The sequence below is a fragment of the Moraxella sp. RCAD0137 genome, from assembly GCF_002894025.1.
Taxonomy (GTDB): Bacteria; Pseudomonadota; Gammaproteobacteria; order Pseudomonadales; family Moraxellaceae; genus Moraxella; species Moraxella porci.
This window is the reverse complement of record NZ_LTCC01000002.1, coordinates 1-12824: the sequence shown is the minus strand read 5'-3', so window position 1 is coordinate 12824 and position 12824 is coordinate 1. Positions and strand designations below refer to the sequence as shown.

15 protein-coding genes are annotated in these 12824 nt (G+C 47.4%); 5 read left to right on the top strand and 10 right to left on the bottom strand.

Translation table 11 applies throughout. From position 1 onward, the window contains the following. Positions 1-36 precede the first annotated feature (36 nt). The 3 genes from sdhA to sdhC all read right to left on the bottom strand — a co-directional run bounded on the left by sdhA (position 37) and on the right by sdhC (position 2698). The gene (gene sdhA, locus AZ602_RS02560; RefSeq protein ID WP_369803855.1) at positions 37-1890 is read right to left on the bottom strand and encodes a succinate dehydrogenase flavoprotein subunit; all 1854 of its coding nucleotides are present in this window, start codon (positions 1888-1890) and stop codon (positions 37-39) included. A gap of 65 nt (positions 1891-1955) precedes the next feature. Further along, a complete protein-coding gene (gene sdhD / locus AZ602_RS02555; RefSeq protein WP_199174079.1) occupies positions 1956-2291 on the bottom strand; it encodes a succinate dehydrogenase, hydrophobic membrane anchor protein in 336 nt (111 codons plus the stop codon). A 17-nt stretch (positions 2292-2308) separates the two neighbouring features. After that, positions 2309-2698: a succinate dehydrogenase, cytochrome b556 subunit gene (gene sdhC, locus AZ602_RS02550; protein WP_078318271.1), complete on the bottom strand. Its 390-nt coding sequence runs from the start codon at positions 2696-2698 to the stop codon at positions 2309-2311. Positions 2699-3470: 772 nt separating this feature from the next. On the opposite strand from sdhC, the gene gltA reads away from it, so the two are divergent. After that, positions 3471-4748: a citrate synthase gene (gene gltA / locus AZ602_RS02545; protein WP_103033565.1), complete on the top strand. Its 1278-nt coding sequence runs from the start codon at positions 3471-3473 to the stop codon at positions 4746-4748. A gap of 208 nt (positions 4749-4956) precedes the next feature. Then, positions 4957-5655: a DUF305 domain-containing protein gene (locus tag AZ602_RS02535; protein ID WP_103033564.1), complete on the top strand. Its 699-nt coding sequence runs from the start codon at positions 4957-4959 to the stop codon at positions 5653-5655. 58 nt (positions 5656-5713) lie between these two features. Here the strand turns inward: AZ602_RS02535 and AZ602_RS02530 are convergent, their stop codons facing one another. Continuing rightward, positions 5714-8077, bottom strand: coding sequence for a Tex family protein (locus tag AZ602_RS02530; RefSeq protein WP_227525153.1), 2364 nt, complete (start codon positions 8075-8077; stop codon positions 5714-5716). Between the two features lie 321 nt (positions 8078-8398). Here AZ602_RS02530 and ompR point away from each other — a divergent pair, with 321 nt between their 5' ends. Both ompR and AZ602_RS02520 read left to right on the top strand, forming a co-directional pair. Continuing rightward, entirely contained in the window at positions 8399-9133 is a 735-nt protein-coding gene (ompR, locus tag AZ602_RS02525; protein WP_078318275.1) for a two-component system response regulator OmpR, read from the top strand. A gap of 140 nt (positions 9134-9273) precedes the next feature. Next, positions 9274-10260, top strand: a complete 987-nt coding sequence (locus tag AZ602_RS02520; RefSeq protein WP_103033562.1) for a GTP-binding protein — start codon at positions 9274-9276, stop codon at positions 10258-10260. Here AZ602_RS02520 and AZ602_RS02515 read toward each other — a convergent pair. From AZ602_RS02515 to AZ602_RS10040, 6 genes are all read right to left on the bottom strand, one after another. Continuing rightward, positions 10257-10535, bottom strand: coding sequence for a DUF4236 domain-containing protein (locus AZ602_RS02515; RefSeq protein ID WP_103033561.1), 279 nt, complete (start codon positions 10533-10535; stop codon positions 10257-10259). The genes AZ602_RS02520 and AZ602_RS02515 overlap by 4 nt on opposite strands. A gap of 35 nt (positions 10536-10570) precedes the next feature. Further along, entirely contained in the window at positions 10571-10987 is a 417-nt protein-coding gene (locus tag AZ602_RS02510) for a hypothetical protein (protein WP_103033560.1), read from the bottom strand. Between the two features lie 82 nt (positions 10988-11069). Continuing rightward, entirely contained in the window at positions 11070-11402 is a 333-nt protein-coding gene (locus AZ602_RS10120; protein ID WP_103033559.1) for a hypothetical protein, read from the bottom strand. A gap of 17 nt (positions 11403-11419) precedes the next feature. Further along, on the bottom strand, positions 11420-11827 hold the full coding sequence (locus AZ602_RS02500; RefSeq protein ID WP_078318281.1) for a hypothetical protein: 408 nt from the start codon (positions 11825-11827) through the stop codon (positions 11420-11422). 27 nt (positions 11828-11854) lie between these two features. Then, positions 11855-12364 (bottom strand): hypothetical protein, encoded by a 510-nt coding sequence (locus AZ602_RS02495; RefSeq protein WP_078318282.1) that lies wholly within the window; start codon positions 12362-12364, stop codon positions 11855-11857. A gap of 29 nt (positions 12365-12393) precedes the next feature. Continuing rightward, complete coding sequence (locus AZ602_RS10040) at positions 12394-12537, bottom strand: hypothetical protein (protein WP_227525152.1); 144 nt, start codon at positions 12535-12537, stop codon at positions 12394-12396. An 18-nt stretch (positions 12538-12555) separates the two neighbouring features. Here AZ602_RS10040 and AZ602_RS10165 point away from each other — a divergent pair, with 18 nt between their 5' ends. Then, positions 12556-12750, top strand: a complete 195-nt coding sequence (locus tag AZ602_RS10165; RefSeq protein WP_227525151.1) for a hypothetical protein — start codon at positions 12556-12558, stop codon at positions 12748-12750. Positions 12751-12824: the final 74 nt, after the last annotated feature.

Sequence of the window (12824 nt, the reverse complement as noted above, 5' to 3'; positions counted from 1 at the left end):
GCAAAACGCCCAAAAATCAAAATTTTAAATTGTCAATTAGAAGGTACGAACGCGTGGCTCACAGTAATCCACAGTCAATGGCTTCTTGCGAACTGGCTTATAGATGACTTGGTTGCCTTCTGAGTACCATAGGGTATGCTTCATCCAGTTCTTGTCATCACGGCCTAGTGGTGCTTCAGCGTCATCTGCTGGGCGTTCATAATCTAGAACACTGTGTGCGCCGCGGCACTCATGGCGTAGCGATGCTGATAGCATGGTTGCTTTTGCCACTTCATAAAGGTTCGCCACTTCTAGCGCTTCGATACGAGCTGTATTAAACACCGCTGACTTGTCTTTTAGGTGGATTTGCTCAACTTTTGGTGCTAGTGCCATAATGCGCTCAACACCTTCATCCATCAAGGCTTGGGTACGGAATACACCAGCGTGTGATTGCATGATTGAGCGGATTTCGTCAGCCACTTCTTGAGCATTGTAGCCTTCAGTTGAGTTTTGTAGCTTGTCTAGGCGTGCTTGAGTGAAATCTAGTACGCGTGGGTTTAGTGGCTTGTAGCCACGATCAGACTTAGCGAACTCATCAAGGATGTGCTGACCTGCTGCACGACCAAATACCACAAGGTCAAGCAGTGAGTTGGTACCTAGGCGGTTTGCACCGTGTACAGACACACACGCACATTCACCGATGGCATATAGACCTTTGATCACACGGCCTTCAGTATATAGACCTTGCTCATCACGCTCACCATCTAGCACTGGTACAGTGACCTGACCGTGGATGTTGGTTGGGATACCGCCCATCATGTAGTGAATGGTTGGGACAACAGGTACTGGCTCTTTGGTGATGTCAACGTTTGCAAAGTTATGGCTGATCTCAAATACCGATGGCAAACGCTTCATGATCTCAGCGTGACCTAGGTGGGTCATATCCATCACGATATAGTCGCCATTTGGACCACAGCCACGACCTTCTTTGATCTCTTGGTCCATAGAGCGAGAAACGAAGTCACGCGGTGCCAAGTCTTTTAGGGTTGGTGCATAACGCTCCATGAATGGTTCGCCATGCTTGTTACGCAAGATTGCGCCTTCACCACGGCAGCCTTCGGTCAATAGTACGCCAGCACCAGCGACGCCTGTTGGGTGGAATTGCCAGAATTCCATATCTTGTAACGGAATACCAGCACGCACCGCCATACCTAGACCGTCACCAGTATTGATGTAGGCGTTGGTTGATGCACGGAAGATACGACCTGCACCGCCAGTCGCTAGGACGGTCGTTTGGGCTTGGAATACAGAGATATTACCAGTTTCTTGGTCTAGTGCAACGACACCGTTGATGTTGCCTTCGTCATCTTTGATCAGATCAAGTGCGATCCATTCAACGAAGAACTGAGTGCCTTTTTCTAGGTTCTTTTGGTATAGCGTATGCAATAGTGCGTGGCCAGTACGGTCAGCTGCCGCACAAGCGCGTGGCACTGCTTTTTCACCGTAGTTGGCTGAGTGGCCACCGAATGGACGCTGATAGATGGTACCATCGGCGTTACGGTCAAATGGCATACCCATGTGCTCAAGCTCATACACGACTTTTGGCGCTTCACGGCACATATATTCGATGGCGTCTTGGTCGCCTAGCCAGTCAGAACCCTTGACAGTGTCATAAAAATGGAAATGCCAGTTATCATTGCTCATATTACCCAATGACGCACCGATACCACCTTGGGCAGCGACTGTGTGCGAACGGGTTGGGAAAACTTTGGTAATAACCGCAACTTTCATACCGCCATTAACCAGCTGTAGAGAAGCGCGCATACCAGAACCACCACCGCCAACGATGACTGCGTCAAAGTTTAGCGTTGGGATGTTATTGATTACAGTATCTTGTGTTGCCATGTTTATTCCTAATTATGTTTTTATTGGTGTTGATGGGGCAAATTTACCAAATTGCTCATGCAAATGGTCAATTACCAAAAAATCATCACGCCCCAGAACAGATACACCAAAACAGCGATAATGACCAATGACTGAATCACCAAACGCAATCCTGATGATTTGACATAGTCAGTCAAAACTGTCCACATACCCACCCATGCGTGGAATACCAAAGACAAAATCGCAACCAAGCTAAATAGCTTCATTGGCAGGCTTAGCATAAATCCTCGCCAAGCATCAAAATTCACATCATTAAATAGGAAAAATCCTACAATCACAACGCTATACACCGCCAAAACGACAGCACTGATACGCTGCAAAATCCAATCACGCGAGCCTGAGCCTGTTAGACCAGTCGCACTTTTAATACCAGAATTATTTCTCATTAGAACATCACCCATACAAACGATGCGACAATCAGTACAGCAGCGATCACAAAGCTGATCACAGCCGCCGTACGGCCAGAATTGAACTCTTCGTTCATGCCTAGGTCAGCCAGCAAGTGCTTGATACCCATGACAAAGTGGTACGCAGTGGCAGCCACAAAAATCCAAGCAACAAAGCGCAGAGCAACATTGTTAAATACAGTATCAAAACCCTCTGGCGATGACACAGAAGTTTGCAGAATGCAAAGCATCACAGGAACCAATAAAAACAGGACAATCCCAGAAATACGATGCAAAATAGACGCCATCGCGATCGGTGACTTTGAGTTCACAGCGATGACTTGGCTTAATGGTAGATTAATCGGTCGGTTGCTTTTCACAGCGGGCATCCTTCATCTAATTTTACGCCGAACAATGGCAAGAAGTAGCTGGCTTTTGATTAAGCGATGACTGTGATGGCCAAGCGGTCAAAGTTCATCCAGCTTAATGAGCACACAGGTATAACCAATCATCATATTGATGTGTCATAACGATGCGTGCAGCGAGCACCAAAATTACAAAAATCCACACGATCTTGCTCAGATCAGAACACAGGGTGGTCAAACTTGCTGGACAAACTTAACATTCCTCTGCAATGACTTATTGCAAGTGATTATCGTTTATGGAAATGTGGTCATAAATAATTTAAATTATAAAACGGCTGCACGATAATTACAAACAAAATCCTATATTTTGTGCAAAATTTCCGTGATTTATTTAAAAAATAATACAATTTATGCAGTTTGAGCGCAGTTTTAATTGTTACAAAGCGTGTCAGAGCAGTAAAAGCGCTTGCCAAGTGATGCGATTCCCCCTAAAATCGAAACCGAAGCAGTGGATATTCGTTTACTAAAATTTGGTAAAAATGCGAAAAAAGCTTGTAAGTTTGCCAAAGTTTTTGTATTATCCAAGATGCTCACTTGAGTACGCCTGCCTACAGGTGTGAAATTGATAACAAAACAAGGATGCCACATGGATTTTGGCTGACGGCTTAGCCGATTCGTGTGAAATTATTCGTCTGATTGTATGGTGCATCATCAAGCACCCACAAGGAAGTTCGGTGACTTTTGTCATGTGCAATACAAGGTTTTCAGGCGTTATCTAACCCAAACGAGGTCTATTATGTCAAAGAAAGTTACTCTTACCGTTGATGGCACCGAATATGATATGCCAGTGCTAGAGAGCACGCTGGGCCGCCCTGTACTAGACATCAGCGCAGTGGCAAAAGCTGGTCTATGGACTTATGATCCAGGCTTTATGGCGACTGCACCTGTTGAGTCAGCCATCACTTATATCGATGGCGAAAAAGGTGAGCTGCTACACCGCGGCTATGCCATTGATGATCTGGCATCAAATGCTGACTACCTAGAAGTCTGCTATGCACTACTGTACGGCGACCTGCCAACTGCCGAAGAAAAAGAAAAATTCTACGCGCGCGTCTCTGATCATATGTCAGTGCATGACCAACTGCGTAAATTCTTTGAAGGTTTCCGTCGTGACGCTCACCCAATGGCCATCATGGTCGGTGTCGTCGGTGCGCTATCCGCTTTCTATCATAACCACCTAGACATCTCAGATCCTGCACATCGTGACAATACTGCTGTTGATTTGATCGCAAAAGTGCCAACCTTGGCAGCGATGAGCTACAAATACTCGATCGGCGAACCGTTCATGTATCCACGCAAAGACTTCAGCTATGCTGAAAACTTCCTATACATGATGTTCGCGACCCCAGGTGAGCCTGACTACAAGGTAAATCCAGTGCTGGTCAAAGCCATGGATAAAATCTTCACCCTACACGCTGACCACGAACAAAACGCATCAACTTCTACTGTGCGTCTAGCTGGCTCAACTGGTGCCAACCCATATGCGTGTATCGCAGCAGGTATCGTGGCACTATGGGGTCCATCACACGGCGGCGCGAACGAAGCTGTCCTACAGATGCTAGATGAGATCGGCTCAGTCGAGCACGTCGAAGAATTCATGGAAAAAGTGAAGAAGAAAGAAGTGAAGCTGATGGGCTTTGGTCACCGCGTCTATCGTAACTTTGACCCACGCGCCAAAGTGATGAAAGAGACTTGTGATGAAGTACTAGGCGCACTAGGCATCAACGATCCTAAGCTTGAGCTTGCAATGAAACTTGAGCAAATCGCTTTGAACGACCCATACTTTGTAGAGCGTAAACTATATCCAAACGTTGACTTCTACTCAGGTATCATCCTAAAAGCAATCGGTATCCCAACCTCAATGTTTACCGTAATCTTCGCTCTAGCGCGTACTGTGGGCTGGATCAGCCACTGGACTGAAATGCACTCAGAGCCATTCAAAATCGGTCGTCCACGCCAACGCTACACTGGTGAGACACACCGTGAGTTCGTCCCTGTGGACAAGCGTAAATAATCCGATTTATAACGGATTTACTATAAAAATTTCCCCAAGTGATCGCTTGGGGAAATTTTTTGTGCGATAGATGTCATCATTTCTAGCACCGCACTGACCAAATCGCCTGAGTGTACATCCTAGCAAGAAGGTGTTACACATAAACATTGACCCTGCCCAAAAGCATGGGTTTATAATAATACGATCAATCACTACCAAGGAGTCTGCCATGACCATTAACAAATCTCTGCTTGCCGTCGCTTTTGCTACTGCCTTGAGTGCTTGTAGTCAGCCCACCACTAGCACCGAGCAAACAGCCGCACCAAGCACTCAAAATACACAAGAGATGCAGCACTCGGCACACGCCCATCACGATACCACCGTGCCGATGGCTGCACACACCAGCGAGTATATGCAGTCGATGAACACCATGCACGATGCGATGATGGCAGCCACCACCAAAGCCAATGCCGATGTCGCTTTCGTTGAAGGGATGATTCCGCATCACCAAGGGGCGATACAGATGGCACAGATTGAGCTAAAATACGGCAAAGATGCTGCCATGCGTAAGCTTGCCCAAGACATCATTGAAGCACAACAAACCGAGATTGAGTTTATGCAAAATTGGCTGACCACCGCCCAAGACAAAGATGCCATCGATGCCAATAGCGAGCACGCCAAAGCCTATCTTGGTGACATGAGCATGCATGATGCGATGATGACAGGGGTGCATCACGAAGATGCTGACATCGCCTTTGCTCAAGGGATGATTCCGCATCATCAAGGGGCAATCGAGATGGCAAAAATCCAGCTCAAATACGGTCAAGATGATCAAATCAAAAACCTTGCCCAAGGCATCATCGACGCCCAAGACCCAGAGATTGCACTGATGAAACAGTGGCTTGCCAGTCGTGGTATCAGCCAATAATAAACAAAAACCCATCAAGCAATCGCGCTTGATGGGTTTGGCAAGTCAGATAAGCGAATTATTTGCCCAATCCTGCCTGCTGTAACAGTGCACCAAAGCTGCCCATCGCTTTGGCAGGTTTGGCGGTAGATTTTGGCTTGTCTTGACGGTCTTGGCGAGCAGGTTTGCGATCTGCTTTGGGCTTATGATTTGCCGATTTGTCTGCTTTATCCGCCTTGGCTGACTGATCAGCTTTGGCAGATTTTTCAGATTTCATACTAAAGCCGATACGACCACGAGCCTCATCCACCGAGATGACACGCACGCTGACGATGTCTTGGGGCTTGACGACATCGGCAGGATTCTCGACATAGTCATCAGACAGTTCAGAGATATGCACCAGACCATCTTGATGTACGCCCACATCGACAAAACAACCAAAGGCAGTGACATTGGTCACCACGCCTTCGAGCACCATGCCGACTTGTAGATCTTTGATTTCATTGACATCATCACGGAATTTCGCCGTGCGAAACTCACCACGGGGATCGTGTGCAGGCTTGGCAAGTTCGCTAGTCACCGTAGCAAGCTGACTAAAGCTGTCACTGCTGTCATTGAGCGATTTGGCAGCAGTCTCATTGCCCAGTACCTCATCAAGCGATTTGCCATGCTTAGCCAAAATCTCATACACCAGACCATAGCTCTCAGGATGCACGCCTGTGGCATCAAGCGGCTCATCACCATCTTTGATACGCAAAAAGCCTGCCGCCTGCTCAAAGGTCTTCACGCCCAGTCGTGGGACATTTTTCAGCTGTTCACGATTAACAAAAGCACCATTGGCACGGCGATACTCAACGATCTGCTGAGCGACATTTTTATTCAAACCTGAGATGTGTGCCAAGATCGCAGGACTTGCGGTATTGACATCGACACCGACAGCATTGACGCAGTCTTCGGTGACTTTATCAAGGCTTGCTTCAAGCTCAGTCTGATTGACATCGTGCTGATATTGACCGACACCGATCGCCTTTGGCTCGACTTTGACCAGCTCTGATAAGGGATCTTGCAGACGGCGAGCGATTGACACCGCCCCACGCACCGACACATCCAAGTCAGGCAATTCGCTTGATGCGATTTCGCTGGCTGAATACACCGACGCACCCGCTTCTGATACCACAAGGGCTTTGGCGGTCAATTGACGCTCAGCGATGACTGATTTAACCAGCTCTTCGGTTTCACGGCTGGCCGTGCCATTACCGATCGCGACCAGCTCGACATTGTGCGACTGGATAAGGCTTGCAATCTCAGTTTTGGCTTCATCAACCTTATTATAAGGATTAAACGGATATACCGTCTGCGTCGCCAGCACATCGCCCGTGCTGTCAATCACTGCCATCTTCACGCCATGACGAATCCCTGGATCAACGCCCAAAATTACCTTGCGACCAGCAGGCGCAACCATCAATAGATGCTTTAGATTCTCGGCAAATACCGCAATCGCATCCGTCTCTGCTGTCAAGCGGCGCTCGGTCAATAAGCGATGCTCAATCTGCGCACGCCATTTGGCCGTCCAAAGTTTTTTGGCGGTGTCGTATAAAAATTCGCCATTATCCGCACTCTGATCCACCCCAAAATGCTGAGCAATCTTGGTGATGAATGGCTCATCTTCGCCATCAACATGAAGCACCAGTACATTTTGCTGACGACCACGCAACATCGCAAGCAAGCGATGATTGGACAGTTTGGCAAATGGCTCGGTATGCTCAAAATAATCTTTGAATTTCTCGCCAACTTCTCGTTTTTCTTCGCCGATGAGCTCTGAGCGAATCGATGCGGTGGCATTAAAGCCGGTTCGCACCTCATCAAGCAGCTCCAGTGCCGTCGCCCAGTCATCCAAGATGATCGCCTGCACACCGCCCAGCTGCTTGTCATAATCCTCAAAGCCTGCCTCAAAGCTTTCGCCTGTCTCATCGGTTAGCGTCACTGGCGCGACAAAGCCTGCCAATGCCTCGCTTGGCTTTGCCCCTGCCAAAATCGCCTCAGCAATCGGCAACAGTCCTGCCAATTTTGCCTTGGCAGCGATCGAGCGACGGCGTGGGCGATACGGCTGATAAATCTCTTCAAGCTCAAGCTTGCTATTGGCAGCATTGACACGCTCTGTCAGCTCATCATTGAGCACATTTTGGGCAGCCAATAAATCCAAAATCTTTAAGCGACGAGCGGCCAATTCTCGCTCAGCGACGAGCGATTTTTCGAGCGTGCGTAATCGCTCATCATCCAAACCGCCCGTCTGCTCCTTGCGATAACGCGCAATAAACGGTACGCTGTTACCTTCGTCGAACAGCTTGGCAAATGCCTGCACTTGTGATGCCTTGACGGCGTGATCTTTGGCAAGCTTATCATAGATGGCTTGATGGTTAATTGGGTCTGCTACATCGGTCATAACATCAGTCATAATGGTTTTCTACAATGACGCCACATCAGGGCAAAACTCGCCCATTATAACAAGTTTTACGCAAAATTACCCACAAAACACACCAAAGACAAGTCATGATGACCAATTTTTTTGCATACTTGTTTAAAAATTGTTAAACCCCCATAAAAGACTCAAGCATTTGTCCAAAGCCGTGCTATGATAAGCAAAATCATGCATAACTTTTTGGCGAATTGACCAAAATTAACACAAAACTAGTTACATTTTTGTGTGCAATATTGTACACTAAGATAAAAAGGCAACCTGCCGCTTGATTGTAAGGATAATGACATGACAGAAGCTCTTGATAACATTGCTCATCGCATTTTGGTCGTCGATGATGATGCGCGTCTGCGTGCGCTGCTGCAGCGATTCTTGGAAGATGATGGCTATGTGGTGCGTGTGGCACACGATGGCAAGCAGATGGATAAGCTGCTGGATCGTGAGATGTTTTCGCTGATTGTACTAGATTTGATGCTACCTGACGAAGATGGTATCGCCATCTGCAAGCGACTGCGTAATGACAATGCCGGCATCCCGATCATCATGCTGACCGCAAAAGGCTCGGACGCTGACCGCATCGCAGGACTAGAAGCAGGTGCTGATGACTATCTGCCAAAACCATTCAACCCAAAAGAGCTGCTTGCCCGCATCAAAGCCGTGCTTCGCCGCCAAAACCGTGAGCTACCTGGTGCACCAAGTCAGCAAGTCGAAGTGGTGGAATTTGGCCCTTGGACACTGGATCTATCGACTCGTACGCTCAAGCGTGATGGCAATGTAGTGACGCTGACCACGGGTGAATTTAGCGTCCTAAAAGCCCTAGTACAGCACCCACGAGAGCCACTGACTCGTGATAAGCTGATGAATCTGGCGCGTGGTCGTGAATGGGGTGCGATGGAGCGTTCGATCGATGTGCAAGTCTCTCGCCTGCGTCGTCTGATCGAAGACAATCCATCACAGGCTCGCTACATTCAGACCGTGTGGGGTGTGGGCTATGTGTTCGTGCCAGATGGGGCTGAGAGCTGATTGATACCATCTAAGCAATTCATCAATTGGGGCATTTATTGCCCCAATTTCATTGGTCATCCTGAAAAATCGTCATCATCTCCTTGAAAAATACGACGAAACACAAATAACATCATGATGAATCATCACTAGGACAACGCATGAACCTACAGCCAATCAGCAGTACACCCACCACCATCATCACAGGATTTCTCGGCGCAGGCAAAACCACGCTGATCAATCAACTGATCGGGCATAAAGCTCGTGCTGGCAGATGGGCACTACTGATTAATGAATTTGGCAAAATTGGCATCGATGGCGGTCTGATTGCACAGGATGATGGCATCACCATCAAAGAAGTGAGCGGCGGCTGTATCTGCTGTAGCAGTCAGCTACCCCTACAGGTTGCCCTAGTGCGGCTGCTTGGCGAGCATCAGCCTGATCGCCTAATCATCGAGCCGACAGGGCTTGCACATCCTGATGAACTACTCGGTCAGCTGAGCCAGCCACACTGGCAAACCAGCCTGAATATCCGTGCCGTCCTTTGTGTACTATCAGGCACACAGTGGGCACAGGACAAATACCGCTCGCACGACGGCTATATCGCCCATGTGCGTCACGCTGATGTGGTGGTGTGTAACCGCACCGATGAGATTGACATCGATGCGCTCACAGCATGGGTCAGCACCATCAATCCACACGCCAAGCTCATCTTGACTGGCACACCAGATGAGTTGCAGGCACTGCTTGATTTGGCACATCATAGTACCACCCCTGCTCGCACGGTCGCACTGACCGCACCCCGTCAACACACCAATAACAAGACAGATGAGCCAATCAGCCTACCCTACCGCTATCACGAAAGCATCGGTGAGCATCATGTGGGCGGATGGCGACTGCCAAGCGATTGGCAGTTTGATAGCTATGAGCTGCAAAAATGGCTACTGTCTCGCCCTGACTATCTGCGTATCAAAGGCATCATCCACACCACCGAAGGCTGGCTGATGCTCAATATCACCCCCGATGGCATCAGTATCAGCGACACTGACGAGAGAGCTGATAGCCGTCTTGAAATGATCTTTGGGCAGATGGTGGATGATGCCGTATGGCAGGCATGGGATGGAGAGCTGATGGGGATGAAATCTTAGAAAAATAACCAAACCACCACCATCACGATGATGATCAGTAGGATCAATCCACCACAGCCACCTGATGATTTCTTGCGAGTTCTGCGGCGACGCTTGCTGGTACTGGTATAAGACATACCTGTGCCAGGGATACCGACAGTGGTACGGCGACCTTTTTTGCCAAAATTCATCGATGCGCCTTTACCACCTAAGGATACGCTGCTTAAGCCTTTTTTGCTGACATTCAGCTTTACCCCCGGTATGATTTTAAAACTCTTTTTAAAACGAAATCCCATACACCACTCCAATCACTCATTAAAGCTGTTACCACTTAAATAAAACCAACAATCTTCCTAGCAAGATATAGCACGACAAATAAGCTGATCGCCATCGATAGGGAAAAGGCCGTCAAATGCAAATCATCTTCACTTTGCGGCTTGTACCGCTGCTTAAATCGCTTATCCGCCTTGCCACTTTTGGTTTTGCGAGTGGCAGATGGCAATGACACAAAGAACAAAGCCACAAAGCCAATTGCAAAAAGATACAGCATACCTGCACCGATAAAGTCGTTCTCAAAACCAAAAATTCTTTGGGCAACATAGTCATACCCATACGCATAAACAGTCAAACACACCGACACAATCACTGCGCGGACAAAGGCAGTACTCGCCCACGGCAATAGGCCACAAATGCGCAAAATCAAGAACATCATAATAATCAAAGAAAGTACAAATAAAGCGATTACCATATCCAATCCTAATTTTGACCCGTGAATATAAAACAACCCAAGCCACAAAAACTCATGACTTGGGCTGACTACTACATTTGGATTACTTCAGCAGCTTTTTAAGCAGGCTTGCAATGCCTTTTTGCTCACTGCCACGAGCAGCGCGTGCTTTGGCCATGCGCTCAGCGACTGCCTTACCTTCTTTGGTACGCAGATCGACTTTGCCGTCTGCACGGCGTTTCACGCTTGAAGTTGCAGGCTTTTTGGCAGTTGTCTTGGTGGTGGTTTTTGCAGCAGGTTTTGCCGCTGCTTTTTCCGCCGCTTTAGCGGCTTTTGCTTTTGCTAGGCGAGCTTTTTTGGCACGCTCAACCAACTCTTTGTACTCTTTGGTACGCTTATCCACTTTACCACTGGCGGTTCTTTTTAGAGTGCTCATCACATATTCTCCCTTAATTACTCTTCATCTTCGATGACTAGGTCATCCATTTCATCGACAAAATCATCAAAAATTTCGCTTGCACGATCTTCTGAGACACCCAAAATATCTGCAAATGTAAAATAATTTGCCAGCTCATTAACGCTGATTACGCCATCAGCTGCTAGGACATTTAAGCAAATTAGCAATACCGCTTCTTGGTCAGCAACCGCTTCAGCAGCTACGGCAAGATACTCATCAAACGCATCATCATCCATCGCTGAGATCTTATCAACCTCACTTGCCACAGCAGCGTCAAGATCAGCAAAACCCAGTTCATCGGCCAGACCGATAACGCAGCCTTGAGCGATTTCGTCATAAACGCCTTCTCCCGCTACAACCGATGCACCCAAAAATGGTGCAATAACTTTGGTACTTAGTGCCATAATTTTTTCCTTATCAATTAATAAAAATTAGCCTGCCATCATATTGGTCACAGCATAACCAACCACCGCCAAGATGATGATAATCAGCCAGAACCACATCGGAATACCGCCCTTTTTCTCTTCGGCGTATTCGTAGCGAATCTCATAGCCTGCCGGTGCAGATTTAGATACCGTACCCACACTGCCTGTGATGCCATACTTTGCCATCTCAGCTTGCAAGCGTTCAAGGCTGCCTGATGTCCACACTTTGTTAAACGCGACTTTTTGACCATTGCCCAAAGTCAGCCACTCGCCATCTTTGGTAAAACACGCATTGCCATTGACGAACCAATCAGAAGTCTGCTCTGCAAATTCACTCTCGGTATAAAACAAATGATCAATACCCGCATCAGGGCAAATCGGTGATTTTGGGAATTTGGTGCGTAGTTCTGCTGCCGTGACTGATGGATGCATCGCAACGAAAGCTGCCATCATGCCAAGTGCAGTACGGTTTTGGCTTTTGCCAATTACTTGGGCTTTGGTAATTTTTTTACTCACAACTTTTCCTTTAATAGATAAAAATTTTATTAAAATACAATGGTTTGCGTGCTATTGTCGAAATCAATGACATAACCTGCTACAGCTGATTTATCCACCGAGCCGACTTCGCCTGTAATGCCATGCTCTTCCAAAGCAGCTTGTAGTTTTTCTAGGCTTTTTGCTGTCCACACTTTATTGAACGCCACTTTTTGACCATTACCAAGTTCAAGCCATTCACCATCTTTATCAAAGCAGGCATTGCCATTGATAAACCATTCGTTGCCACTTGCGATCAGCTCATCGATTTCATCTTCACTAAAGAACAGTTTTTCGACACCTGCATCAGGACAGATTTCTGGTGGTGTTTCAAAAAGTATGCTGAAACAAAGCAGGTTGAATTTTGATAAAATAGAGAAATGCGAATAACTCTAGAAATCAAATGTCCAACCTGCCTCAGTGACAGTATAAAGAAAAATGG

What these genes read in the sequence shown, in the direction of transcription:
- sdhC (WP_078318271.1), bottom strand. Translation starts at nt 2,698, where the DNA reads ATGCCCGCTGTGAAAAGCAACCGACCGATTAATCTACCATTAAGCCAA.
- gltA (WP_103033565.1), top strand. Translation starts at nt 3,471, where the DNA reads ATGTCAAAGAAAGTTACTCTTACCGTTGATGGCACCGAATATGATATG.
- AZ602_RS02535 (WP_103033564.1), top strand. Translation starts at nt 4,957, where the DNA reads ATGACCATTAACAAATCTCTGCTTGCCGTCGCTTTTGCTACTGCCTTG.
- AZ602_RS02530 (WP_227525153.1), bottom strand. Translation starts at nt 8,077, where the DNA reads ATGACCGATGTAGCAGACCCAATTAACCATCAAGCCATCTATGATAAG.
- ompR (WP_078318275.1), top strand. Translation starts at nt 8,399, where the DNA reads ATGACAGAAGCTCTTGATAACATTGCTCATCGCATTTTGGTCGTCGAT.
- AZ602_RS02520 (WP_103033562.1), top strand. Translation starts at nt 9,274, where the DNA reads ATGAACCTACAGCCAATCAGCAGTACACCCACCACCATCATCACAGGA.
- AZ602_RS02515 (WP_103033561.1), bottom strand. Translation starts at nt 10,535, where the DNA reads ATGGGATTTCGTTTTAAAAAGAGTTTTAAAATCATACCGGGGGTAAAG.
- AZ602_RS02510 (WP_103033560.1), bottom strand. Translation starts at nt 10,987, where the DNA reads ATGGTAATCGCTTTATTTGTACTTTCTTTGATTATTATGATGTTCTTG.
- AZ602_RS10120 (WP_103033559.1), bottom strand. Translation starts at nt 11,402, where the DNA reads ATGAGCACTCTAAAAAGAACCGCCAGTGGTAAAGTGGATAAGCGTACC.
- AZ602_RS02500 (WP_078318281.1), bottom strand. Translation starts at nt 11,827, where the DNA reads ATGGCACTAAGTACCAAAGTTATTGCACCATTTTTGGGTGCATCGGTT.